This window comes from Pseudomonas sp. FP2196 (assembly GCF_030687715.1).
In the GTDB taxonomy this organism is placed as follows: Bacteria; Pseudomonadota; Gammaproteobacteria; order Pseudomonadales; family Pseudomonadaceae; genus Aquipseudomonas.
Genome location: NZ_CP117445.1, coordinates 256,429 through 279,631 on the forward strand (window position 1 = coordinate 256,429; position 23,203 = coordinate 279,631).

General features: G+C 58.8%; 23 protein-coding genes. 7 read left to right on the top strand and 16 right to left on the bottom strand.

Annotation, left to right across the window (positions count from 1 at the left end):
• The first annotated feature begins 173 nt into the window (after window positions 1-173).
• Window positions 174-1,211: an L-glyceraldehyde 3-phosphate reductase gene (gene mgrA, locus PSH79_RS01125; protein WP_305440828.1), complete on the top strand. Its 1,038-nt coding sequence runs from the start codon at window positions 174-176 to the stop codon at window positions 1,209-1,211.
• A gap of 90 nt (window positions 1,212-1,301) precedes the next feature.
• Here mgrA and tauD read toward each other — a convergent pair whose 3' ends face one another.
• The 7 genes from tauD to PSH79_RS01160 form a co-directional block, all read right to left on the bottom strand.
• Window positions 1,302-2,141, bottom strand: coding sequence for a taurine dioxygenase (tauD, locus tag PSH79_RS01130; RefSeq protein WP_305440829.1), 840 nt, complete (start codon window positions 2,139-2,141; stop codon window positions 1,302-1,304).
• Window positions 2,142-2,284: 143 nt separating this feature from the next.
• Entirely contained in the window at window positions 2,285-3,118 is an 834-nt protein-coding gene (gene tauC, locus PSH79_RS01135; protein WP_305440830.1) for a taurine ABC transporter permease TauC, read from the bottom strand.
• Window positions 3,115-3,909 (bottom strand): taurine ABC transporter ATP-binding subunit, encoded by a 795-nt coding sequence (tauB, locus tag PSH79_RS01140; protein WP_305440831.1) that lies wholly within the window; start codon window positions 3,907-3,909, stop codon window positions 3,115-3,117. The genes tauC and tauB overlap by 4 nt, the downstream gene beginning before the upstream one ends.
• A gap of 16 nt (window positions 3,910-3,925) precedes the next feature.
• Window positions 3,926-4,903, bottom strand: a complete 978-nt coding sequence (tauA, locus tag PSH79_RS01145; protein ID WP_305440832.1) for a taurine ABC transporter substrate-binding protein — start codon at window positions 4,901-4,903, stop codon at window positions 3,926-3,928.
• A 207-nt stretch (window positions 4,904-5,110) separates the two neighbouring features.
• Window positions 5,111-6,694 (bottom strand): glutamate--cysteine ligase, encoded by a 1,584-nt coding sequence (gshA, locus tag PSH79_RS01150; RefSeq protein WP_305440833.1) that lies wholly within the window; start codon window positions 6,692-6,694, stop codon window positions 5,111-5,113.
• A 247-nt stretch (window positions 6,695-6,941) separates the two neighbouring features.
• On the bottom strand, window positions 6,942-7,325 hold the full coding sequence (locus tag PSH79_RS01155; RefSeq protein WP_187679402.1) for a PaaI family thioesterase: 384 nt from the start codon (window positions 7,323-7,325) through the stop codon (window positions 6,942-6,944).
• Window positions 7,325-9,649, bottom strand: a complete 2,325-nt coding sequence (locus PSH79_RS01160; protein WP_305440835.1) for a Tex family protein — start codon at window positions 9,647-9,649, stop codon at window positions 7,325-7,327. Before PSH79_RS01160 ends, PSH79_RS01155 begins: the two co-directional genes overlap by 1 nt.
• Window positions 9,650-10,007: 358 nt before the next feature.
• Between PSH79_RS01160 and ompR the strand changes: the two genes are divergently transcribed.
• Together ompR and PSH79_RS01170 are read left to right on the top strand one after the other, a co-directional pair.
• The gene (gene ompR / locus PSH79_RS01165; RefSeq protein ID WP_016986271.1) at window positions 10,008-10,748 is read left to right on the top strand and encodes a two-component system response regulator OmpR; all 741 of its coding nucleotides are present in this window, start codon (window positions 10,008-10,010) and stop codon (window positions 10,746-10,748) included.
• A gap of 115 nt (window positions 10,749-10,863) precedes the next feature.
• Window positions 10,864-12,177: an ATP-binding protein gene (locus PSH79_RS01170; protein WP_305440838.1), complete on the top strand. Its 1,314-nt coding sequence runs from the start codon at window positions 10,864-10,866 to the stop codon at window positions 12,175-12,177.
• 84 nt (window positions 12,178-12,261) lie between these two features.
• Here PSH79_RS01170 and rimK read toward each other — a convergent pair whose 3' ends face one another.
• Both rimK and PSH79_RS01180 read right to left on the bottom strand, forming a co-directional pair.
• Complete coding sequence (gene rimK, locus PSH79_RS01175) at window positions 12,262-13,167, bottom strand: 30S ribosomal protein S6--L-glutamate ligase (protein ID WP_007949201.1); 906 nt, start codon at window positions 13,165-13,167, stop codon at window positions 12,262-12,264.
• The gene (locus PSH79_RS01180) at window positions 13,164-13,583 is read right to left on the bottom strand and encodes an ATP-dependent zinc protease (RefSeq protein ID WP_230669412.1); all 420 of its coding nucleotides are present in this window, start codon (window positions 13,581-13,583) and stop codon (window positions 13,164-13,166) included. The genes rimK and PSH79_RS01180 overlap by 4 nt, the downstream gene beginning before the upstream one ends.
• A 276-nt stretch (window positions 13,584-13,859) precedes the next feature.
• Here PSH79_RS01180 and PSH79_RS01185 point away from each other — a divergent pair, with 276 nt between their 5' ends.
• A complete protein-coding gene (locus PSH79_RS01185; RefSeq protein ID WP_305440842.1) occupies window positions 13,860-14,267 on the top strand; it encodes an RNA-binding S4 domain-containing protein in 408 nt (135 codons plus the stop codon).
• 113 nt (window positions 14,268-14,380) lie between these two features.
• On the opposite strand, the gene PSH79_RS01190 is transcribed toward PSH79_RS01185, so the two are convergent.
• Window positions 14,381-15,181 (bottom strand): phosphatase PAP2 family protein, encoded by an 801-nt coding sequence (locus tag PSH79_RS01190; RefSeq protein WP_305440843.1) that lies wholly within the window; start codon window positions 15,179-15,181, stop codon window positions 14,381-14,383.
• Between the two features lie 105 nt (window positions 15,182-15,286).
• Here PSH79_RS01190 and hslO point away from each other — a divergent pair, with 105 nt between their 5' ends.
• Window positions 15,287-16,189, top strand: a complete 903-nt coding sequence (gene hslO / locus PSH79_RS01195; RefSeq protein WP_305440844.1) for an Hsp33 family molecular chaperone HslO — start codon at window positions 15,287-15,289, stop codon at window positions 16,187-16,189.
• Window positions 16,190-16,370: 181 nt separating this feature from the next.
• Entirely contained in the window at window positions 16,371-17,912 is a 1,542-nt protein-coding gene (locus PSH79_RS01200; protein ID WP_007917942.1) for a phosphoenolpyruvate carboxykinase, read from the top strand.
• Between the two features lie 56 nt (window positions 17,913-17,968).
• On the opposite strand, the gene PSH79_RS01205 is transcribed toward PSH79_RS01200, so the two are convergent.
• The 5 genes from PSH79_RS01205 to PSH79_RS01225 all read right to left on the bottom strand — a co-directional run bounded on the left by PSH79_RS01205 (window position 17,969) and on the right by PSH79_RS01225 (window position 22,226).
• Complete coding sequence (locus tag PSH79_RS01205) at window positions 17,969-19,234, bottom strand: type II toxin-antitoxin system HipA family toxin (protein WP_305440847.1); 1,266 nt, start codon at window positions 19,232-19,234, stop codon at window positions 17,969-17,971.
• Window positions 19,231-19,725 (bottom strand): helix-turn-helix domain-containing protein, encoded by a 495-nt coding sequence (locus tag PSH79_RS01210; RefSeq protein WP_305440848.1) that lies wholly within the window; start codon window positions 19,723-19,725, stop codon window positions 19,231-19,233. The genes PSH79_RS01205 and PSH79_RS01210 overlap by 4 nt, the downstream gene beginning before the upstream one ends.
• A 310-nt stretch (window positions 19,726-20,035) precedes the next feature.
• Window positions 20,036-20,335 (bottom strand): hypothetical protein, encoded by a 300-nt coding sequence (locus PSH79_RS01215; RefSeq protein WP_108224270.1) that lies wholly within the window; start codon window positions 20,333-20,335, stop codon window positions 20,036-20,038.
• 365 nt (window positions 20,336-20,700) lie between these two features.
• Window positions 20,701-21,843 carry a hypothetical protein gene (locus PSH79_RS01220; protein WP_305440850.1) on the bottom strand — a complete coding sequence of 381 codons (1,143 nt, stop codon included), beginning with the start codon at window positions 21,841-21,843 and terminating at the stop codon, window positions 20,701-20,703.
• An 86-nt stretch (window positions 21,844-21,929) separates the two neighbouring features.
• A complete protein-coding gene (locus tag PSH79_RS01225) occupies window positions 21,930-22,226 on the bottom strand; it encodes a hypothetical protein (RefSeq protein WP_305440851.1) in 297 nt (98 codons plus the stop codon).
• A gap of 292 nt (window positions 22,227-22,518) precedes the next feature.
• On the opposite strand from PSH79_RS01225, the gene PSH79_RS01230 reads away from it, so the two are divergent.
• Window positions 22,519-23,022, top strand: a complete 504-nt coding sequence (locus PSH79_RS01230; RefSeq protein ID WP_305440852.1) for a polysaccharide deacetylase — start codon at window positions 22,519-22,521, stop codon at window positions 23,020-23,022.
• A gap of 7 nt (window positions 23,023-23,029) precedes the next feature.
• Here PSH79_RS01230 and PSH79_RS01235 read toward each other — a convergent pair whose 3' ends face one another.
• The gene (locus PSH79_RS01235) at window positions 23,030-23,161 is read right to left on the bottom strand and encodes a hypothetical protein (RefSeq protein ID WP_305440854.1); all 132 of its coding nucleotides are present in this window, start codon (window positions 23,159-23,161) and stop codon (window positions 23,030-23,032) included.
• Window positions 23,162-23,203 lie beyond the last annotated feature (42 nt).

Here is a 23,203-nt window from a genome sequence, read left to right on the forward strand (position 1 = left end):
GTGGCGAGGGGATTTAGCGAACCGTCGCACCGCCCCAAGACCTGAAGCTTCGGTCAACCTGATGTACCGAGTGCGCTGGTTTTACGACTGCTTCGCAGCCGATCGGGGATAAATCCCCTCGCCACAAAGGTGTCCGGTTGCAGATGACTAAAAGACAGACAAGAGAGGATTCGATGACTTACACCGCTGCCGAAAACCGCTACGACTCCATCCCATACCGCCGCGTCGGCCGCAGCGGTCTGGTGCTGCCGGCGCTGTCGTTGGGGCTGTGGCATAACTTCGGCGACAGCACGCCGATCGACACCCAGCGTGCCTTGCTGCGCACCGCATTCGACCTGGGCATCAACCACTTCGACCTGGCCAACAACTACGGCCCACCGTACGGCAGCGCCGAGACCAACTTCGGCCGCCTGCTGCGTGAAGACTTCAAGCAGTACCGCGATGAGCTGATCATCTCCAGCAAGGCCGGTTGGGACATGTGGCCCGGCCCTTACGGCCAGGGCGGCGGCTCGCGCAAATACGTGCTGGCCAGCCTCGACCAGAGCCTGCAACGCCTCGGTCTCGACTATGTGGATATCTTCTATTCGCACCGCTTCGACCCGGACACCCCACTGGAAGAAACCGCCAGCGCCCTCGCTACCGCCGTGCAGCAGGGCAAGGCGTTGTACATCGGTATCTCGTCGTATTCGGGGGCGAAAACCCGTGAAATGGCTGCTCTGCTGAAAGAGTGGAAGGTACCGCTGTTGATCCACCAACCGGCGTACAACCTGCTCAACCGCTGGGTGGAAAAGGATCTGCTCGACACCACCGATGAGTTGGGCGCGGGTGTGATTGCGTTCACGCCGTTGGCGCAAGGTCTGCTGACCGACAAATACCTCAACGGCGTGCCGGCGGATGCGCGGGTCAATCGTCCGGGCGGTGGTTCGTTGCAGGCTTCGCACTTGTCCGAAGCGAACATTGCTCACGTGCGCGCTTTGAACGAGATCGCCAAGCGTCGTGGTCAGAGCCTGGCGCAACTGGCGCTGGCCTGGACGCTGCGTGACCCACGAGTGACCTCGGCACTGATCGGCGCGAGCCGGCCGGAGCAGATTATCGAGAACGTCGGGGCGTTGAAGAATTTGAGCTTCAGTGCTGAAGAGTTGGCGGAGATTGACCGGTTTGCCCAGGAGGGTGGGATCAATCTGTGGGAGAAGCCGTCGACCGCTGAGTAATCAGTAGATCGAAAGATCGCAGCCTGCGGCAGCTCCTACAGAGAAACGCATTCCAATGCAGGAGCTGCCGCAGGCTGCGATCTTTTGATCTTAAAAGTAAGGCACATCCCCCAGCACCGTCGCCCGCTGCATCACCCGCCGCGCCGGGCGGTAATCATCCACCGCGTAATGCTGGGTCACGCGGTTGTCCCAGAACGCAATATCGTCCTTCTGCCAGCGCCAGCGAATGGTGAATTCCGGCCGCGTCGCATGGGCGAACAGAAACTTCAGAATTGCCTCGCTTTCGGTTTCCGACAGCTCATTGATCTTCGACGTAAAGCCTTCATTGACGAACAACGAACGTCGTCCGCTCACCGGGTGCGTGCGAATCACCGGGTGCGACAACGGCGGATTCTTGCGCCGTGCCTCTTCCCACTGGGCCAGCGCTTCGGGCGTATTGCCGTAACGCTCCAATGGGAAAGATCGAGTGAAATCGTGGGTGGCGGTCAGCCCTTCAAGCAAAGTCTTCATCGGCGCCGACAGCGCCTCATACGCGGCAATCCCGCTGGCCCACAGCGTGTCGCCACCAAACTCCGGCAGCAACTTGGCGCTGAGCACCGCGCCCATCGCCGGCGTCGGCAGGAAGGTCACGTCCGTGTGCCAGATCGCGTTGTCGCGCACGTCGGTGACGGCGGTATCCAGAATCAGCACTTCCGGCTGTTCCGGCACGTTCGGGTAGATCGGGTGAATGTGCAGATCGCCAAAGTAATGAGCGAAGCGCGCCTGTTGCGCCGGCTCGATCGGCTGATTGCGGAAGAACAGCACCTGAAACTTGAGCAGCGCCAGCTCGATGGCGTCTCGGTGTTCCAGGCTCAACGGCTGGCTGATGTCGACGCCGCTGATCTGTGCGCCAAGGGCCGAGCTTAACGGGGTGATATTGAGGCTGCTCATGGTGGTTCTCTAGAATTCGGGATTTAGCTTTTGTGGGAGCGAGCCTGCTCGCGAAAGCGGAGTGTCAGGCAGCAAAGATGTCGACAGAAAGTCAGCATTCGCGAGCAGGCTCGCTCCCACAGGGTTCTTTACATAGCAATTATTCAGTGCGCCTGGCCGTGCCATGGCACCAGTTTGCGCTGCAAGGCGCGCAGGCCCATTTCCATGGCGAAGGCGATCAGGGCGATGACCAGAATCCCCAGCACCACCACATCGGTGACCAGAAATTGCGCGGCCGATTGCACCATGAAGCCCAAGCCGCTGGTGGCCGCGATCAGTTCGGCAGCCACCAGTGTTGACCAACCGACGCCCAGACCAATGCGCACACCGGTAAGAATGTCCGGCAGTGCGCTCGGTAAAATCACATGACGAATCAGCTGCGCGCGGGTGGCGCCGAGCGACTGCGCGGCACGCAATTTCGCCGGGTCGACGGTGCGTACGCCGGTCGCGGTGGCAATCGCAATCGGGGCGAAAATCGCCAGGTAGATCAGCAGCACTTTCGACAACTCACCGATGCCGCACCAGATCACGATCAGCGGCAGATAGGCGAGCGGTGGGATAGGGCGGTAGAACTCGATCAGCGGATCGAGCACGCCACGGGCGATTCGATTAGCACCGATAGCGATGCCTACTGGCACGGCAGTCAGAATCGCGAAACCAAGACCCAGGCCGATGCGGCTCAGGCTCGCGCCCAAATGCTGCCACAGGGTCGAGTCCATATAACCCGTGGTCGCCAGCAACCAGCCTTTTTGCAGCACGGCGGAGGGCGGCGGCAGGAACAGCGGTTCGATCAATCCCGTGGCGGTCACCGCCCACCAGACCGCCAGCAAGGCGAACAACGTCAGCAGGCTGATCCAGCGGGTGCTGAGGCTGCGGCGCACGGGATTCGCCACCGATGAGGTTTTCACCGCCGGGGCGGAAACGTCGTAACTGCTCATGCGCGCTCCTGCCGTTGCACGGCGCTGCGTTGCGAGAACACTTTGCTCAGCACGTGTTCGCGGGTTTCGATAAAACGCGGGTCGGACTTGATCGCGCGGGCGGACTCACCGGCGGCGTAACGCTGGCCGAAATCCAGGTGCAGACGCTCGACGATCTGCCCCGGATTCGGCGCGAGCAGAATCAAATCAGTGGCGAGGAACACCGCTTCTTCAATGTCGTGGGTAATCAGGAAAACCGGTTTGGCGGTGCGTTGCCAGACTTGCAGCAACAGCTCCTGCATCTGTTCGCGGGTGAAGGCGTCGAGGGCGCCGAAGGGTTCGTCCATCAGCAACACGCGCGGGTCGGCAGCGAGGGCGCGGGCGAGGCCGACGCGTTGTTTCTGGCCGCCGGAAAGCTGCCAGACGCGGCGGTTTTCGAAACCGGAGAGATCGACCAGCGCGAGCATCTCGCGGGCACGCTGTTCGCGTTTGTTCTTGGCAACACCGGCCAGTTCAAGACCGAAAGCCACGTTGGCCAACACATCCTGCCAGGGCAGCAGAGCGTCGTCCTGGAACACCACGCCGCGTTCGGCGCTCGGGCCTTTGACCGGCACGCCGTCGAGGGTGATGCGCCCTGCACTCGGTTCGACGAAACCGGCAATCAGGTTCAACAGCGAGGTCTTGCCACTGCCGGACGGGCCGAGGGCGACCAGCATTTGCTGAGGCCCCAGGGTCAGAGAAATATCCGCCAGCACCGGTGCAGGGCTGCCGGGATACTGTGCGCTGATGCGCTCCAGCTGTAGCAAGGCCATCGCGGTTAACTCCCGATCAGTTGGTGATGTATTTGGCGCTGACGTACGGCGCGTAGTCGGGCAGTACGGCTTCGACCTTGCCTTGCTCCTTGAGGAACGCGGCGGTGTCGGTGATGGCTTTGGTGGTCGGCGCGCCGAGGTCGCTGACCTGATCCGCCGCCAGTGGGTAGACGTTGCCTTGCAGCAGCAATGGAATGTCGCCGGCCTTGGCGCCGGAGAGCTTCACCAGTTTGTCGACGTTGGATTGATTGGCGAGCCAGGCTTTCGGGTCTTTGCGGTAATCGGCGTAGGCGTCGAGGGTGACCTTGGCGAACGCGGTGACGATTTCCGGGTGTTTCTCGGCGAAGTCTTTACGCACGATCCACGCATCGAAGGTCGGCGCGCCGAACTTGGCCAGTTCGCCGGAAGTGATCAGCACGTTGCCGTTTTCCTTGGCCACGCCGAGGGCTGGATCCCACACGTAAGTGGCGTCGATATCACCGCGTTTCCACGCCGCGATGATCGCTGGCGGCGCGAGGTTGAGCACGGTGACTTTCGACGGATCGATGTTCCAGTGCTTCAGCGCGGCGAGCAGGCTGTAGTGACCGGTGGACACGAACGGCACGGCAATTTTCTTGCCGATCAGATCTTGCGGGGTCTTGATGCCGGAACCGTCGCGGGCGACCAGCGCTTCGGCGGCGCCGATCTGGGTGGCGATGAGGAACGTTTCGACCGGAACTTTGCGGGTGATCGCGGCGGTCAGCGGGCTTGAACCGAGGTAGCCGATCTGCACGTCACCGGAGGCAATGGCCGCGATGATGTCCGCGCCGTTGTCGAACTTGCGCCAGCTGATGTCGGCTTTGGTGGCCTTCTCATAAGCGCCATCGGCTTGTGCGACTTTCGCCGGGTCAACGGTGGTTTGGTAAGCGACAGTGAGGTCGGCAGCCTGCGCCAGGAAGCTCGCGGCAGCCAGAGAGGCCACGGCCAGCAGGCGAAGCGGGAAATTCAGTTTCATTGAAGAGCTCCATATCAGGCGACCGAGCGTCGGCGTGAAAGGAGACTAAATGATCTAAGAATCTAAAAATAAATAACTTTTTAGAATGAGCTTATGAGCGGAAAAATCTAAGGATCAAAAGATCGCAGCCTCCGGCAGCACCTGCATGGGATAGGCGTACACCCTGTAGGAGCTGCCGGAGGCTGCGATCTTTTTCATCGACAACGCTTAGTTACTGATCGCCAGAATACTCGCCTGATACGACCCGACAAACACGTCGAAATCGCCCACTTCGTTCTGTTCCAGCTCAGCTTGCGCCGCCAGAGATGTACGTGCCAGCTCCTCAAACTTCGCCTGCTCATCCGCCGCCAATGGCTCGCTACGGAAGAACTCGGCATGCGCCTGGCTCTGACGCAGGGAGAACTGCGCGAAGCTCTCCTTGTGTTCAGCCATCGCCGCCAGCACCTGTGCCGACGGAGTCAGCGAAGGGTCTTTGACCTTGGCCAACTGCGCGTCCAGTGCCTTGCTGTGCGCATCACCGCCATGGCTTTGATCCAGCAGCGCTGCCAGTGGAGCGATTTGCTCCAGCAGTTCTGCCGCCCACGTCTTCATCTCGACCGATTCACCGTCACGCTGCAGTTGCAGACCCGGACGGCGACCTTCCTTGACCACGCTGAGGAAGTTCGACGTTGCGTTGCCGCAAGAATTGTTGGTCAGCAGCGGGCTGTCATTCAGTGCGCAATACAGCAGGAACGCATCGAGGAAGCGCGATTCGGTGAGGTCGATGCCCATTGGCAGGAACGGATTGATGTCCAGGCAGCGCACTTCGACGTACTGGATGCCACGGGCCACCAGCGCCTGAATCGGCCGTTCGCCGGTGTAGGTCACGCGTTTCGGGCGGATGTTGGAGTAGTACTCGTTTTCGATCTGCAGGATATTGGTGTTCAACTGAACCCACTCGCCATCCTTGTGCGTGCCGACTTCAACGTAAGGCGCGTAAGGCGTGGCCACGGCTTTGCGCAGGCTGTCGGTGTAGCTCGCCAGATCGTTGTAGCACGGCGTCAGGCCGGCCTGGGCGTTGCTCTGGTAACCGAGGTCGCTCATGCGCAGGCTGGTGGCGTACGGCAGATACAGGGTGTCCGGGTCCAGTTGTTCCAGTTGATGCGAACGACCGCGCAGGAAACCGGCGTCGAGCGCCGGCGAAGCACCGAACAAGTACATCAGCAGCCAGCTGTAACGACGGAAGTTGCGGATCAGCGCGATATAGGACGACGACTGGAAATCCCGGTCGGTGCCGACGAAACCCTCGGCTTCTTTGAGCAGCGGCCAGAGTTTTTCCGGCAGCGAGAAGTTGTAGTGAATCCCGGCGATGCACTGCATGGTCTTGCCGTAACGCAGGGCCAGGCCCTTGCGGTAGACGTACTTGAGCTGACCGATGTTGGACGTGCCGTAATAGGCGATCGGGATGTCTTCCTCGGCCGGCAACGGGCACGGCATCGATGGACTCCACAGGTACTCGCTGCCGAGTTTGGTGTAGGCAAAACGATGAATCTTGTCCAGGCTCGCCAGCGTGTCCGCCGGGTCGGGCAGGGCAGGCGTGATGAATTCCAGCAGCGACTCGGAATAGTCGGTGGTGATTTGTTCATTGGTCAGCGCGGAACCCAAGGCTTCCGGGTGCGGCGTTTGCGCCAGACGACCTTCGCTGGTCACGCGCAGGCATTCACGTTCGATACCGTGAAGGCACTGTTCGAGCAGAGAGAGGTTGGCGCGCTCACCGAGCAGAGCCAGGCGGCGGTTGAGAAGTTCGCTCAATTTGGATTCCTTCACGCGTCAGTCGCCCCAATATGGGGGTGGGCAAGACGGTCTACAAGGGTGAAGTTGAAACTGGCGTTTTCGCCTGGTTTTACTAGCCGGTCAGCCGCACACATAACCTGTAGGAGCTGCCGCAGTCTGCGATCTTTTGATCTTGCTATTGGAAAACAAAATCAAAAGATCGCAGCCTGCGGCAGCTCCTACAGGATTCATTGCGCCGAAATTAACTCAAAATGATGAACAACATCTACAGGACAGCGAAGGTGCCTTGCGCTTTTGCGACCAGTTTGTCGCCCTGCATCACATCGGCTTCGACCACCAACGTGCGGCGGCCCGGGTGGATCACCCGCGCCGTGCACAGCACCTCACCGTCGGAAACGGCGCGGATGTAGTTGATCTTGCACTCGATGGTCGCGCTCTGCTGATCGAAACCGTGGGTGCTGGAACAGGCCAGCCCCATCGCGATATCGACCAGACTGAACAGCGCGCCGCCATGCAATTTGCCGCCGCGGTTGCGCAGTTCGGGTTCCAGCCCCAGGGCGACTTGCGCCACCCCGGTTTCCAGGCTGTGCAGGCGGCAGCCCAATAGCTTGAAAAACGCGCTCTCGACGAGCCCGGCCGGAATCTCCATCAGCGTTTCTTCAACTGCTTGGCGTTGGCGAACAGCGACGCCATCGCGTTGTTCACTGGCGCGGCGGTGACGGTTTCCTTGCGTGGCGCGTTGTTCGAAGGCTGGCGTTGTGCCGAGCCCGGACGCGAGCCACGGGCGCCATCGATCTTCTCGCCCGGGGTGTCGCCCATGCGCATCGACAGGCCCACGCGTTTGCGTGGAATATCGACTTCCATGACCTTCACTTTCACCACGTCACCGGCCTTCACCGCTTCGCGCGGATCCTTGATGAATTTCTCCGACAGCGCCGAGATGTGCACCAGACCATCCTGATGCACGCCGATGTCGACGAATGCGCCGAACGCGGTCACGTTGGTGACGACGCCTTCGAGGATCATCCCCAGTTGCAGGTCTTTGAGGTCTTCGACGCCTTCCTGGAACTCGGCAGTCTTGAATTCCGGACGCGGGTCGCGGCCTGGTTTTTCCAGTTCCTGGATGATGTCGGTCACGGTCGGCAGACCAAAGGTCTCGTCGGTGAATTTCTTCGGATCCAGACGCTTGAGGAACCCGGCATCGCCGATCAGCGAGCGAATGTCGCGGTCGGTTTCAGCGGCAATGCGCTGCACCAGCGGATAGGCTTCCGGGTGAACCGCCGAGGAATCCAGCGGGTTGTCGCCGTTCATTACGCGCAAGAAACCGGCGGCCTGTTCGAAGGTTTTTTCGCCCAGACGCGCGACTTTCTTCAGCGCTGCGCGGGTTTTGAACGCGCCGTGTTCGTCGCGGTGCGCCACGATGTTCTGCGCCAGTGTTGCGTTGAGACCGGAGATCCTTGCCAGCAGCGCCACGGAGGCAGTGTTCACGTCGACACCGACGGCGTTCACGCAGTCCTCTACCACAGCGTCCAGACCACGTGCCAGTTTCAGTTGGGACACGTCGTGCTGGTACTGGCCGACACCGATGGATTTCGGGTCGATCTTCACCAGCTCGGCCAGTGGATCCTGCAAGCGACGGGCAATGGACACCGCGCCACGGATCGACACGTCCAGATCCGGGAATTCCTTGGCAGCCAGTTCCGACGCCGAGTACACCGATGCACCGGCCTCGGAGACCATGACTTTGGTCATCTTCATCGCTGGGTATTTTTTGATCAGCTCGATCGCCAGTTTGTCAGTTTCGCGGCTGGCGGTGCCGTTGCCGATGGCGATCAAATCAACCGAGTGCTTGGCGCACAGGGCCGCCAAAATGGCGATGGTCTGATCCCATTTGTTGTGCGGCACGTGCGGATAAACCGTGGCGTGATCGAGCAGTTTGCCGGTCGAATCGACCACCGCCACCTTGCAACCGGTGCGCAGGCCCGGATCGAGGCCCAACGTTGCACGCGGACCGGCCGGAGCAGCCAGCAGCAGGTCGTGCAGGTTGTGGGCGAACACGTTGATCGCCTCGGTTTCGGCGCCGTCGCGCAACTCGCCCAGCAGGTCGGTTTCCAGGTGGGTGTAAAGCTTGACCTTCCAGGTCCAGCGCACCACTTCGCCGAGCCATTTGTCGGCCGGGCGGTTCTGGTTCTGGATGCCGAATTGCTGGCCGATCATGCCTTCGCACGGGTGCATGGTGCCCGGCAGTTCGTCGCCGACTTTCAGCGCGGAGCTGAGGATGCCTTCGTTGCGGCCACGGAAAATCGCCAGTGCGCGGTGCGATGGCATGCTTTTCAGCGGTTCGTCGTGTTCGAAGTAGTCGCGGAATTTGGCGCCTTCTTCTTCCTTGCCGGCAATCACACGGGCACTGAGGGTCGCTTCCTGCTTGAGATAGTTACGCAATTTTTCCAGCAGGCTGGCGTCTTCGGCGAAGCGTTCCATCAGGATGTATTTGGCGCCTTCCAGCGCAGCCTTCACATCGGCCACACCTTTTTCGGCGTCGACAAAGCGTGCGGCTTCGGCTTCCGGGGTCAGGTTCGGGTCGTTGAACAGGCCGTCGGCCAAATCGCCGAGGCCGGCTTCCAGGGCGATCTGACCCTTGGTGCGGCGCTTCTGCTTGTACGGCAGGTACAAGTCTTCGAGGCGGGTCTTGGTGTCGGCGAGCTTGATGTCACGCTCGAGGGCAGGGGTGAGTTTGCCTTGCTCTTCGATGCTGGCGAGGATGCTGATGCGCCGTTCGTCGAGTTCTCGCAGGTAGCGCAGGCGCTCTTCCAGATGACGCAACTGGGTGTCATCGAGGCTGCCGGTGACTTCTTTCCGGTAACGGGCGATGAAGGGAACGGTAGAGCCTTCATCGAGTAGCGCGACGGCCGCTTCGACCTGTTGTGGGCGTACGCCGAGTTCCTCGGCGATGCGGCTGTTGATGCTGTCCATAAAACCACCTGACATATTGTGAAAGCAGGCTCGCAGGCACGGAAATAAAGGCCCGGAGTCTGGTTGAGCGGCATGAAGATGGCCGCTGCCTGGGTCAAAAGGCAGCCCATTGACCCGTGAAATCGAACAATTACTGCGCTGACCTGGAAAAAATACCGGCCACTTGCGGTAACGATTCAGACGTTGCCTGGCACAAAACGCCGCGCATTATAACCAGCGTTCTGTCATTCGGGGGCGTTGCAGTCTGTAGGCATAAACCCCGGTTTTCTGGCAGTGAAGGAAAAATCTGCTAACAATGCACACGGTGCGTATAACGACAGCTACGCCATAATGCGCGCCGAGCTAAAAGGAGCATCCAATGAGCAGCACTGCACAAACTGCTGAAGGCGAAAAAATTCTCATCGTTGACGACGATCCGGGGCTGAGCAGCCTGCTGGAACGTTTTTTCGTCAGCAAGGGCTATCGTGCCCGTACCGTACCGAACACCGAGCAGATGGATCGTCTGCTGTCGCGTGAAGTCTTCAATCTGGTCGTTCTCGACCTGATGCTGCCCGGCGAAGATGGCTTGACCGCATGCCGTCGTCTGCGAGCAGCGAATAACCAGATTCCGATCATCATGCTCACCGCCAAAGGCGATGAGATGAGCCGCATCAAGGGCCTGGAACTGGGCGCCGACGATTATCTGGCCAAGCCGTTCAACCCGGACGAGCTGATGGCGCGGGTCAAGGCTGTTCTGCGTCGTCAGGCCGCTCCGGTACCGGGCGCGCCGGGCAGCGAAGACGAAAACGTCACTTTCGGTGATTACGTGTTGTCGCTGGCTACCCGTGAACTGAAACGCGGCGACGAAGTACACATGCTCACCACCGGTGAGTTTGCGGTACTCAAGGCCTTGGTGATGAATGCTCGTCAGCCACTGACCCGCGACAAGCTGATGAACCTGGCTCGTGGCCGCGAGTGGGATGCGCTGGAGCGTTCCATCGACGTGCAGATTTCCCGTCTGCGCCGGATGATCGAGCCTGATCCGTCGAAACCGCGCTATATCCAGACTGTCTGGGGCGTTGGCTACGTGTTCGTACCGGATGGCGCCGCCACCAAGTGATCGGTGATTTGTAGGAGCGGGTCTGTCGGGACTTGGCCATAATGGCCATCCCCGCAGACTCGCAATCTGCAATATGCGAGCATTGCTCGCCCCTGCAAGTGTGTAGCGGTTATTGATGAAAACCCCCGTCTGGTTCCCCCAAAGTTTTTTCTCCCGCACCCTCTGGCTGGTGCTCATCGTCGTGCTGTTTTCCAAGGCGCTGACCCTGGTTTATCTGTTGATGAACGAGGACGTGCTGGTGGATCGCCAATACAGCCACGGTGTCGCTCTGACACTGCGTGCCTTTTGGGCCGCTGACGAAGAAAATCGCGCAAAGATCGCTGATGCCGCGACCCTGATACGGGTGGTGGGGGCCGGTGTGCCGGAAGGTGAACAGCATTGGCCGTACAGCGAGATCTACCAGCGGCAAATGCAGGCAGAGCTGGGCGCGGATACGGAAGTGCGATTACGCATGCACTCGCCGCCGGCGCTGTGGGTTCGTGCGCCGAGCCTGGGTGATGGCTGGTTGAAAGTGCCGTTGTACCCGCATCCACTGCGCGGCCAGAAAATCTGGAACGTGCTTGGCTGGTTCCTGGCCATTGGTTTGCTGTCGACGGCGTCGGCGTGGATTTTCGTCAGCCAGCTCAACCAGCCCTTGAAACGCCTGGTCTATGCCGCCCGGCAACTCGGCCAGGGCCGCAGTGTGCGCCTGCCGATCAGTGATACGCCGAGCGAGATGACCGAGGTGTATCGCGCCTTCAACCAGATGGCCGAAGACGTCGAACAGGCCGGGCGTGAGCGCGAGCTGATGCTGGCCGGGGTTTCCCATGACTTGCGCACGCCCTTGACTCGATTGCGTTTGTCACTCGAGCTGATGGGCGACCGCAATGACTTGACCGATGACATGGTGCGCGACATCGAAGACATGGACGCGATTCTCGATCAATTCCTCGCGTTCATTCGCGACGGTCGGGACGAGTCGGTGGAAGAGGTGGACCTCAGCGATCTGGTACGTGAGGTGGCGGCGCCCTATAACCAGAGTGAAGAAAAGGTTCGCCTGCGTCTGGAGCCGATTCCGCCGTTTCCGTTGCGTCGGGTTTCGATGAAGCGCTTGCTGAACAACTTGATCGGCAACGCCTTGAATCACGCCGGCAGCGGCGTCGAAGTCGCGGCTTATGTGTCCGGTGACACCAGTGCGCCGTATGTGGTGCTGAGTGTGATGGACAGGGGGGCGGGGATTGATCCTTCGGAGCTTGAGGCGATCTTCAACCCGTTTACCCGAGGCGATCGTGCGCGGGGCGGCAAGGGTACTGGATTGGGTTTGGCGATCGTGAAGCGGATTGCTTCGATGCATGGCGGCAATGTTGAGTTGCGTAATCGGTCGGGTGGTGGACTGGAGGCGCGGGTAAGGTTGCCGCTTGGGTTGATGTTGCCGCGGGATGCTGTTTAAACACTGACATCTATGGTGAGGCTGATGGCCCCTTCGCGGGCTTGCCCGCGAAGGGGGCCTCTCAGCCGCCACATATTTCCGGGGTTAGCCCTTGCCCTTGGTCCGAGTCATATTCGGCCCGCCATTCTTCTCAAGATGCTCAATGATGATCCCCGCCACGTTCTTGCCAGTGGTGGTCTCGATGCCCTCCAGCCCCGGCGACGAGTTCACTTCCATCACCAGCGGCCCGTGATTGGAGCGCAGGATATCCACCCCCGCCACTGCCAGACCCATGACCTTGGCCGCACGCAACGCCGTCATGCGCTCTTCAGGGGTGATCTTGATCAGACTGGCGCTGCCGCCGCGGTGCAGGTTGGAGCGGAATTCACCCGGTTTGGCCTGACGCTTCATCGCCGCGATTACCTTGTCGCCAACCACGAAGCAGCGGATATCCGCACCGCCGGCCTCCTTGATGTATTCCTGAACCATGATGTTCTGCTTCAGGCCCATGAACGCTTCGATCACCGACTCGGCGGCGGTCGCGGTTTCACACAGCACCACACCAATGCCCTGAGTTCCTTCCAGCACTTTGATCACCAATGGCGCGCCATTGACCATGTCGATCAGGTCGGGGATGTCATCCGGTGAGTGGGCAAACCCGGTCACCGGCAAACCGATGCCACGACGTGACAGCAATTGCAGAGAGCGCAATTTGTCCCGCGAACGGGCGATGGCCACCGATTCATTCAGCGGAAAAACCCCCATCATTTCGAACTGACGCAGCACTGCGCAGCCATAGAACGTCACCGACGCACCGATCCGCGGGATCACCGCATCGAAGCCTTCCAGCGGTTTGCCGCGATAGTGGATCTGCGGCTTGTGGCTGGCAATGTTCATGTAGGCGCGCAAGGTGTCGATCACTACCATTTCATGCCCGCGTTCGGTGCCGGCTTCGACCAGACGACGGGTGGAATACAGACGCGGGTTCCGCGACAGCACAGCGATCTTCATGCAACACCTGTGGAGGAGGTAGATACCGGGAACACCGGCTTGTCTTGTACATATTTGATGCCCGGATTGACCACCAGGTGGCCATCGATCAGGGCTTTGGAACCGAGCAACAGGCGATAGCGCATGGACTTGCGGCAGGCGAGAGTGAACTCGATAGGCCAGACCCGATCACCCAGCGCCAGCGTCGTGCTGATCACATAGCGTTCCTGGGCATGGCCATTGGAGCTTTTAATGGTTTTGCGCGTCACCAGTGGCGCTTCACAGCGCCGATGACGCAACTGCACCACCGTGCCCAGGTGCGCGGTAAAACGCACCCACTTCTCGCCGTCGCGTTCAAACGGCTCGATGTCGGTGGCATGCAGGCTGGAGGTACTGGCACCGGTGTCGATTTTTGCGCGCAGGCCCGCGACTCCCAAATCCGGGAGCGCCACCCACTCGCGCAGACCGACAACGGTCAAATGGTCAAATGTCTTCAAAAAAATGCTCAACCGTGACAACCGCTCAGCCCGCAGGGGCCGGATTCGCGGTATTCACGCAGAATAAGGGTTAAAAGGCGACAGATTTCTACAGCCCGGAATACCAGCCCCTGAAGCAGGCGCCGGAATGCAAGCATTGTAATCCGGGATGCTGCAATTCATGACACGACAGAAACGGTAGTACAGTTCACCAATATTTCAGAATGAGGACATTCCATGGCACAAAAAAGCGAAGAGGACGACAAGGTCCGTCTCGATAAGTGGCTATGGGCAGCGCGTTTTTATAAAACCCGTGCCTTGGCCAAAGCAGCGATCGAGAGTGGCAAGGTGCATTGTCGAGGCGAGCGCTGCAAGCCTGGCAAAGAGCCACGCATCGGCGATGAATTCGAGATCCGCACCGGCTTCGAAGTGCGCACGGTGAGGGTCGAAGCCTTGTCGATCGTGCGTCGTGGCGCGCCTGAGGCACAGACGCTGTATGCAGAAACCGAGGTGAGTGTTGAAAAACGCGAAGCGGCTGCGGCGATGCGCAAGGCGGGTGCGTTGGGCGTGAGCACCGACGGCAAGCCGAGCAAGAAACAGCGGCGGGACTTGTTCAAGTTTCGTGGAAACAGCAGTGGCGAGTAGGGCGGTAATGCGTCATCGCTAGCAGGCTAGCTCCCTGAGGAGATCCCATTCCAATGTGGGAGCTAGCCTGCTGGCGAATCGAGTGCGCAGCACTGGCCATGGACGACGCGATATCAGGCGCTACGCACCACACTCATCCGCGAAAGCAGCGGCAGCTTGCCGAGCAGATTAAAGATCGGCGCAGTCACCTTCAGCCAGAAATTCGCCGCGTGATGGGCAAACGGCGTGTAGTAACCCCAGCCCAGCGCCCACACCGCCAGCAACACACCGCCGATGTAATCGTCCTGACCCCAATGCGCACCGGCCACCAGTCGCGGCAGCATGAACAGCAAGGTCAGACCCCAGATCGTCAGGAACTGGCCAGCCGTGCGGCTGAACACGCCCATGAACAATGCCCAGATCAACAGCACCGAAGCGTGATCACCGGGGAAGCTCTGGCTTGAGCGATCCTTCAGCTCCCAGGTCTTCTCCAGATGCGGGAAGTAGTCGCTCAGGTGAATGGCGCCTTCAAGCACCATCGACGGGCTGCTGTGCTGCCAGTCCATGTGGTCGGCGAATTTGGAAAATAGTGCGCGGATCACCACCATCAACAGCAGGATCGAGAAAAAACCGAAAAACGCCTGACGTACATCAATCGCCTTGAACACCCAGTCGCCCTTGATCAGCAGCATCAGCAGAATCAGCCCGACCACAATGTCGAACGGGCGCAGACTTGCAATTGCCCAGATGTGGAGCCATATCGTGTTGCTGGCCAGCGGTGCATTGAGCGAGCGGAACAGCCACTCGTCGAAAATCACACACAGCGAGTTGCCCGTAGGCCATAACCAGAAAGCCAGTAGCGCTAATGGCACTACGTTGCACAGAACCAGCCGGCCGAGGTTCCACCTTGATTGGAACAAACCCGGATTGTTCATAAAATGCCTCCCATGGCTAAGCAGTCGGCACCAAAAAGGGTGCCAAGAAACGCAAATTTTCACGTTTTGTAACCATTTTGTCATCACTTTCAGATACCCAAACCTATGACCGACCTGACGGATACCGATTTCACCCAACGCTTCATCTTCGATGACAGCGACACCCGCGGCGAACTGGTTGCGCTTGAGCGCAGTTACGCCGAAGTTCTTGCCAAACACCCGTACCCGGAACCGGTGGCGCAACTGCTGGGCGAATTGATGGCGGCCGCTTCTTTGCTGGTAGGCACCCTGAAGTTCGACGGCTTGCTGATTTTGCAGGCGCGCTCCGAAGGCCCGATCCCGATGTTGATGATCGAGTGCTCCAGCGAGCGTGAGATCCGTGGCCTGGCGCGTTATCACGCCGACCAGATCGCGGCAGATGCGACCCTCACTGACTTGATGCCCAACGGCGTCCTGGCCCTTACCGTCGACCCGACCGTCGGCCAGCGTTATCAGGGCATCGTCGACCTCGACGGCGAAACCCTGTCCGATTGCTTCACCAACTATTTCGTCATGTCACAACAGGTCGGCACCCGCTTCAAGTTGTTCGCCGATGGCCGTCGTGCCCGTGGCCTGTTGCTGCAACAACTGCCGGCCGACCGTCTGAAGGACGAAGAAGACCGCGCCGCCAGTTGGCAGCACATCACCGCGCTGGCCAGTACCCTGACCGCCGATGAACTGTTGAGCCTGGACAACGAAACCGTGCTGCACCGCCTCTACCATGAAGAGCAAGTGCGCCTGTTCGATGTGCAGCGTCTGCGCTTCCATTGCAGCTGCTCGCGGGAACGCTCGGGCAATGCGCTGGTCAGTCTGGGTCTGGAAGATGCGCAGGCGCTGGTGGCCGAGCAGGGCGGCAAAATCGAGATCGATTGCCAGTTCTGCAACGAGCGTTACGTCTACGATGCGGCCGATATCGCTCAATTGTTCGCTGGTGCGGGCGTCGACACGCCGTCAGATACCCGGCACTAAAACGGTTCAGCGCAGGTAAATTCACTGCGTAACGACGGAATTTCGCCGTTACGACGGGAGGACCCTACTCTTTTTGGGCTTTTCTGGCATAATCCGGCCCACTTTTTTCGCGGTAGTAGTGCACGACTTTCTACTACAAAACGTTTGGAGCACACTCGGCCACTGGCCGACGGGGAACCTCATGACGCAAGCCAATAACGCCGTGTACACCGATCTGAGTGTTGATGATCTGGTAAAAGAAGCCCTGAACCGCGGTGAAGGCGAGCTTGCCGATACCGGCGCTCTGGTCGTTCGCACCGGTCATCGTACCGGCCGTTCGCCAGTCGACCGTTTCATCGTTGAAGAGCCTTCCACCCAGGCCGCTATCGCCTGGGGCCCGATCAACCGCAAGTTCCCGGCCGACAAGTTCGATGCGCTGTGGGCTCGCGTCGAGGCGTTCAACAACGCGCAAGAGCACTTTGTTTCCCACGTGCATGTAGGCGCGGCCGAAGATCACTACCTGGCCGTGAAAATGACCACCCAGACTGCCTGGCAGAACCTGTTCGGTCGTTGCCTGTTCATCAACCCGGCCCAGTACAACCCGGCTGGCCGTGAAGAATGGCAAGTGCTCAACGTTGCCAACTTCGAGTGCGTGCCTGAGCGTGACGGCACCAACTCCGACGGTTGCGTGATCCTCAACTTCGCCCAGAAGAAAGTCCTGATCGCCGGCATGCGTTACGCCGGTGAAATGAAGAAAGCCATGTTCTCCGTGCAGAACTTCCTGCTGCCGGCCGCTGACGTGCTGCCAATGCACTGCGCTGCCAACATCGGCGAAGAAGGCGACGTGACCCTGTTCTTCGGTCTGTCGGGCACCGGTAAAACCACCCTGTCGGCCGACGAAAGCCGTTACCTGATCGGTGACGACGAACACGGCTGGGGCGAAGGCGTTGTCTTCAACATCGAAGGCGGTTGCTACGCCAAGTGCATCGACTTGTCCGAGAAGAACGAGCCGGTCATCTGGAAAGCAATCAAGCACGGCGCAGTCCTGGAAAACGTCGTCATCGACGATGCCAAGCACGCCGACTACGCCGATGTCAGCCTGACCCAGAACAGCCGCGCCGCGTACCCGCTGGAGCACGTTGCCAAGCGTTCCGAGCACAACCTCGGCGGCGAGCCAAACGCTGTGATCTTCCTGACCTGCGACCTGACCGGTGTACTGCCGCCAGTGTCGATCCTCAACGAAGAACAAGCGGCCTACCACTTCCTGTCCGGCTACACCGCTCTGGTGGGCTCGACTGAAATGGGTTCGGGCAGCGGCATCAAGTCGACCTTCTCCACCTGCTTCGGCGCACCGTTCTTCCCGCGTCCGGCTGGCGAATACGCAGAACTGCTGATCAAGCGCATCCGCGGCTTCGGCTCCAAGGTTTACCTGGTCAACACCGGCTGGACCGGCGGTGGCTACGGCGTCGGCAAACGCTTCAACATCCCGACCACCCGCGCAGTGATCGCAGCCATCCAGAGCGGCGCACTGATCGGTGCCGCCACCGAGCACCTCGACACCATCAACCTCGACGTGCCACTGGCCGTACCGGGCGTTGAAACCAACCTGCTCAACCCACGCAACACCTGGGCTGACAAGGCTGCATACGATGAGGCTGCGAAAGCACTGGCCGGTCTGTTCATCGAGAACTTCAAGAAGTTCGAAGTGAGCGATGCGATCAAGGCTGCTGGGCCTAAGTTGTAAGGTTGGGTTGTAGAAAATTAAAAAGCCGCCTCTTGGGGCGGCTTTTTTGTGGGTGATCAAAAGGTACGAAAAGCAGGTGCCATCCTTTCCTGCTCACGTCTAGACATCCCAAGCGCACTAGCGATCTCCGGCCAAAGACTGACAACGTCTTGAATGCGCTCAATGATGTCTGTTGAGTCCTCACGGCTAACCCGAAAATACCCTGCGACTTCCCTCGCCAGCTCCAAATCCAGCGCATTGTCAGAATCCGTGATGTTCAGCTTCAACCCATCCGCATGCGCCACCGGATTCATGTCATACGCTGCCGACAACCGCCATCCCCGACCAGGATCCAGAATAAAGCCATGGTTTCGCAGGTGGTCGTCGGTGTTGGAGACCAGGATGTTGAAGACGATTCGCGACCAGAGTTCACGGAGGTCGGTGTTGGGGTCTGAGCCGTGTTCCATGATGACTTCTGCCAACTCCAGATAGCTGGCGCCGGTCGAGGCGTCGTCGCCGTCGACGCGGTTGGTCATGGTCATGGCTGATGCGAAGTGATGTCGGCCGCCGCGTTCGGTTCGGTCAAAACGCTTCACCAGGAAGCAGTGGTGATCGCTTGCGTAGCGTCGGGCCATGCCGGTCGCAACACGTAGACCACAGTTGACCGCCAAAGCGTTTACTACAAATTCCCAACCACCAACATCGTAGTCATCTCTCGTACTTGGGAATTTGGCGATCCACAGTTGGCCGAACTCGTCGACGACGCTGGCTTTCGGTCTGGCGCCGCCCAGCGAGCCGCCAGGTGCAATGAGCATTCTTAGCCATTCGCGGCCCTCGGTGGCTGTGTTGTCCCTATCGTTTTCCAGGGCGAGACTTGCCTGCTCTAACGCGCGTAGCTCGACAAAGGGTGGAGCGGCAACGCCGTCGCGGTCGTCGAGGAAGTTACCTTCGTCATTGAGTTTGTAGCGAAGGGCGCCGACACGGAACAGGTCGTGCACGCCAAGCAGGTAATCGGATTCGAACAGCTTGCTGTCTTTGAGGATCAAGCCGTCGCGAATGTCCCTTTCCAAGCGGCGTTTCATCAGCAGTTGGCCCCAACGATCGGGGCTTGAGTCTGCAAAGACGCCGAAGCGGCTCTGATGTTCGCCGGGGAATTGGCGGCCTTCGAAGGGGCCGATGCGCGGGTCTAGAATTATGAAACTCAACTCGGGATCGGCCAGCGCTTTCGGGTCGTACTCAAATTCGAACACGTTGGTGTTGCGTGTTTTCCTTGCGTGTAGAAATCCGAGGCGTCTGGCGCCTTTCAAGGATTCCCAGTCTGCATAAACAGCAATCAGCGTCATTCTTCACCTGTTGGGGGGCCGGCCTTTTTCTTCGTGTTCAAAAGGCTGGTGAGTGAGTGTGTGTTGAATGGGAAGTCAGCCGGAATTTTCGTGGTAGTGGCGGCATCGATAACGTTTGAAGCCCCGACGTGTTCGGATGCGCCCTTTTTTGCCGCACTGACTGCTCGTACTCGCTGGGGCTTTTTCGCTGCGGATCGTGTTGCAGGCATTAACTGCGCATCCTGCAATTGGCGACCCATTTCATCGGCTGCAGCCAGTTTGTTCAGGTCCTTTTCCAGCCCCAGCACTTGCATGACCGACAAGTAGGCCCCGATGGTTACGCCTGAGCCTCCGGACTCCAGATGGCGCAAGGTTGTCAGCGACATGCCTGATCTTTCGGCGACCTGCTTGGCCGTCAATTTGCGGCGTAGGCGAGCCAGCTTCAGTCGTTCACCAAGGTCGACCAAAAGTCGAGCAGTAGAGGGCAAGAGCGGCGCTGTTTTCTTGGCCATGTGGCAGTATTCCTTCATTTTTTAACCTTAACTGCCAAAATAATAGCACTTAAGATGAAGGATGCTGTTTGCCGTAAGACCCGTGAAAAAACGAAGTTAAGTGGCATTATTCCATCTGTTTTTGGTTCGTATAGCTAGAATACTGCCACTTAAACGTTAGCGCTTCCTTGAGTCAGCCCGGTTCTTGCCAGTACTTTTCGATAATGCTTCCGTCAGCTCAACGAAGAATTTGCTCATGGTTACTCCGATGTTTGATTACAGTTTCGGATCGCTCTCACAGAGTTCATAAAAGCGTTCCGATCACTCAACTTCAGGCTGGTGCTTTCCAATTGAGCATTTGCTGCTGCGCGACTTGCAGCAGGTCACAGCCATCCTGCGTCAGCAGATAGAGGGCGTGGGTGATGTGGGGGATGTCTTCGACGTCGGCTTGTTTGAAGCTGAGGCAGTAGAGGGTTTTCAGCAGGTCGCTGGAGGCGCGCAGGCGCTGGACGGCGCATTCGAGGATGTCTTGTGGGTTGGCCGTTGTGTCGATGATCAGGGGCTTGGTGTCGGTGAGGTTGGATTCGAGTGGGCGGTAGCGATCAGGAGTAAGCGGGTTCCATGCTTTCATTGTTCTTCTCTCTATAGGCGTTCCAATAGCCGCCGCCATCATGACCAAACGATGGGAGGCGACTGTGTTCGGGTTGGTCAACCAGAGAGAGAGAACTCCGTGTACGCCGAAGCGTCCCAAACACAGCCGCCATAAAGCATGCCGCACAATAGATGGCGGCAAGCATACAAGGGCATGCGCAGTTTCTCTCTCTCAATTTCAGGTGACCAAACCCGAGCCGCTGATTTGGCAGCGACAGTCACGACTATAGATTTGACTTACCAAGCCGCGATAGACGGCAACGGAGTCTGCGTTTGTAGGAATGGGACGAATACCGGATAGGGCATTGCTGTAGGTTCTTTCGCTCGTTCACGCGCCCACGGCCTTCAACCAATAACCCGATACGCCGCCACATCCAGCACACTGGTCGTCAGCCCCGTCGCCGGGTTGTAGATCGGGCCTTTCACCGCCGAGAACGGCACGCCTTTGCTGCCCAGAGACACGTAGCGTTCGCCTTTATCCAGTTCGGTGAAGTAGGTGTAGGAGATGTTGTGCATCCGTTTGTACCGGGCCTCATCGCGGACGATGCAGTTGGTGAGGTTTTGCAGGTCGGTCTGGGTCAGGTTGAGGGTTTTGTTCAGTTGTACGCCCCAGCGCTTGAGGCAGGTTTCGGCGTAGTGACGGACCACACGGCCAGGTTCCACCAGGGTTTTCAGGTCGCTTGCGCTGGCAGGCACGCCACCGTCGGCGGTGGCGTTGCCCGCCAAGGTCGCGTGGCGACCGGCCATGGGGTAGACGCTGGTTTTGGTGCCGGTGGCGGTTTGCGGGATCACGCAACTGAAGCCTTTGGAGCGTTCATCGTGAGCGTAGAAGGCGACGTACTCTTTGACGTTGCTGCCGAGTTTGACCCGTTCTTCCTGGAAGTTGCCGATGCCCGGTACGGGGTCCAGTGCAAAGATATTGACCGGAATGTTTTCAAGTTGGCTGTCCTTTAACATCGCGTTGGCCAGCATGTGGCAACTTATGCCACCTCGGCTCCAGCCCACCAGATTGACGCGGGTGGGAATAACGCCATCTTTGCGGAACGTCTTGATAATCCCTTCTTGTAACTGCTGTTGCGTAATACTGCGGTCGCCATAGTTGTACTTTCTCCCTATCCACGAACCTTCGACTTTGACATCTTCAATGGGAATGCCCGCTGCTTTCAGACGGTTGTACTCTGTTTCTGTCAGTTGCTCGCGTTGCCAGTCGCATTTGCCTTTGATGATGTTAAGCGCGTGCTTCACGTTGTCTTCCCAGCCCTTGCCGAATAAAGTACCGCTGAGGCCGTACTCCTTGGTTTTGGTGAACAGGTCATCGGCTTGCAGATTACCGCTGCCGGGGCCGTCAACCACGATCCACTCGGCAAATTCGCGACCGGAATGGTTTGCAGCCAGTGTGGAAATCAGTTCGCCGTTCCAAAAGTTTTCATGGTGGGTATCAAACTTGTTAGAGCCCGTACCGCAGAAGAAAATAGTTAATACAGTCATATGGGTTGCTCTGTTAATGAAAGAGCAATCAACGTAGTGCGGATTTTTTGAATGGTATATAAGTTGGTTGTTTCGAGGTTTGTTGTTTATTGTTCTTGGTTTATGTTCGTGGCTTTGAATTTAGCCGCTTCTAACAGTTCGCATCCGTCTTGAGTCAATAGATAAAGCGCGGTGATGATGTTTGGAATGTCTTTAACGTCCGCTTGTTTAAAACACATGCAGTAAAGAGTCTCCAGTAGATTGCCGGCAGCGCACAGACGTTGATGTGCTGCATCCAGCAAGTCTTCATGGCAGGCGTCGGTGTCGATAACCAGCACCGGATTTTCGCCGTAGCTGGTTTTCAAACGGCGGTAGCGGTTGCTGGGTGGGGGCAGTGAGGTCATGGATTAAGGCTGTCCTTTTAGAAGTCGCTACAGCGCGATTCAGTCGCGCCGGTCACTATAGGAGGGCGTCGCGCGGTGGAACAAGACAGCCGGGATAGACAGAGTTCGTAGGGGTTTTTCCTGGGTTCGGGCATTTGCCCTACGTGTTTTCATGGCGTTTTCAAGGCAAAACCCTTAGGCGGGAAGTTTCCTACGGGTTTGTCAGGCGCTTCCGAGCAAACCTCTGTATCTTGCGCGCCAGAATCTGTGGGACGTTTCCAAACGTCCGATACGCGCTTAAAGGGAATTAGGTATGCAGTGGCTACGAATGGCCTCGATTGTATTGCTGTGGGTCAGCGGTTGCCGTTTGACGATGGCCGCAGAAGCCGGCAATTCGCTGGTGTTGAATTATCTGGATCGGACCGGTTGGCCGGAGGCGCTTAACAGCCAGGCGAATGTCGACACGGCCTCGCGCGCCGAAGTGCTGATGTTCGGCAAAGCCTTGCTCGCCAGTGAGGCACTTGACGAGACAGGTTTGAAGAAACGCCTGGGTGTGCCGCAAGTGCAGCTCAAGTCGATTCGGCAAGTACGCGATGGCCTGTGGGATCACTTGCTGAGTACGTATCGCAATGCCAGTCAGGACTGTGCCGAACAGCCGTTTTGTCCGCAGGTGCGCAGCGTCGCCGACCTGCGTCAATTGGCGGCGGCGTTTACCGGCAACATCAGCCCTGCCCATGCGCTGTGGGCGAACAAGAGCCTGAGCGTGCATGAGCAGGTATTGAATGAGCAGTTGCGCGTGGCGGTGCTGCTGCCCTGAGCGAAGGTCAGGTATCGGCGAGGACTTGCGGTGTCGCGGCAATGGCGAACTGCGGAAGGTCTTCGGGCCCCCGCATGCATCCGCCCAACATCAGGGCGGTGAAGGTGAGGACGAGGGCTAACTTCAACCTGTAGTGCATGATCACTCCTTTGAAATATTTGCGCGCATCAGCCGTCCGGGC

Excerpts from the sequence above, each read along its gene's own strand:
- PSH79_RS01185 (WP_305440842.1), top strand. The coding sequence starts at position 13,860 with ATGGCACAAAAAAGCGAAGAGGACGACAAGGTCCGTCTCGATAAGTGG.
- tauB (WP_305440831.1), bottom strand. The coding sequence starts at position 3,909 with ATGGCCTTGCTACAGCTGGAGCGCATCAGCGCACAGTATCCCGGCAGC.
- PSH79_RS01230 (WP_305440852.1), top strand. The coding sequence starts at position 22,519 with ATGCAGTGGCTACGAATGGCCTCGATTGTATTGCTGTGGGTCAGCGGT.
- PSH79_RS01220 (WP_305440850.1), bottom strand. The coding sequence starts at position 21,843 with ATGACTGTATTAACTATTTTCTTCTGCGGTACGGGCTCTAACAAGTTT.
- ompR (WP_016986271.1), top strand. The coding sequence starts at position 10,008 with ATGAGCAGCACTGCACAAACTGCTGAAGGCGAAAAAATTCTCATCGTT.
- PSH79_RS01210 (WP_305440848.1), bottom strand. The coding sequence starts at position 19,725 with ATGGCCAAGAAAACAGCGCCGCTCTTGCCCTCTACTGCTCGACTTTTG.
- PSH79_RS01190 (WP_305440843.1), bottom strand. The coding sequence starts at position 15,181 with ATGAACAATCCGGGTTTGTTCCAATCAAGGTGGAACCTCGGCCGGCTG.
- PSH79_RS01155 (WP_187679402.1), bottom strand. The coding sequence starts at position 7,325 with ATGGAGATTCCGGCCGGGCTCGTCGAGAGCGCGTTTTTCAAGCTATTG.
- tauD (WP_305440829.1), bottom strand. The coding sequence starts at position 2,141 with ATGAGCAGCCTCAATATCACCCCGTTAAGCTCGGCCCTTGGCGCACAG.
- PSH79_RS01225 (WP_305440851.1), bottom strand. The coding sequence starts at position 22,226 with ATGACCTCACTGCCCCCACCCAGCAACCGCTACCGCCGTTTGAAAACC.
- PSH79_RS01170 (WP_305440838.1), top strand. The coding sequence starts at position 10,864 with ATGAAAACCCCCGTCTGGTTCCCCCAAAGTTTTTTCTCCCGCACCCTC.
- PSH79_RS01235 (WP_305440854.1), bottom strand. The coding sequence starts at position 23,161 with ATGCACTACAGGTTGAAGTTAGCCCTCGTCCTCACCTTCACCGCCCTG.
- mgrA (WP_305440828.1), top strand. The coding sequence starts at position 174 with ATGACTTACACCGCTGCCGAAAACCGCTACGACTCCATCCCATACCGC.
- PSH79_RS01205 (WP_305440847.1), bottom strand. The coding sequence starts at position 19,234 with ATGACGCTGATTGCTGTTTATGCAGACTGGGAATCCTTGAAAGGCGCC.
- hslO (WP_305440844.1), top strand. The coding sequence starts at position 15,287 with ATGACCGACCTGACGGATACCGATTTCACCCAACGCTTCATCTTCGAT.
- PSH79_RS01160 (WP_305440835.1), bottom strand. The coding sequence starts at position 9,649 with ATGGACAGCATCAACAGCCGCATCGCCGAGGAACTCGGCGTACGCCCA.
- PSH79_RS01200 (WP_007917942.1), top strand. The coding sequence starts at position 16,371 with ATGACGCAAGCCAATAACGCCGTGTACACCGATCTGAGTGTTGATGAT.
- rimK (WP_007949201.1), bottom strand. The coding sequence starts at position 13,167 with ATGAAGATCGCTGTGCTGTCGCGGAACCCGCGTCTGTATTCCACCCGT.
- PSH79_RS01215 (WP_108224270.1), bottom strand. The coding sequence starts at position 20,335 with ATGAAAGCATGGAACCCGCTTACTCCTGATCGCTACCGCCCACTCGAA.
- tauA (WP_305440832.1), bottom strand. The coding sequence starts at position 4,903 with ATGAAACTGAATTTCCCGCTTCGCCTGCTGGCCGTGGCCTCTCTGGCT.
- tauC (WP_305440830.1), bottom strand. The coding sequence starts at position 3,118 with ATGAGCAGTTACGACGTTTCCGCCCCGGCGGTGAAAACCTCATCGGTG.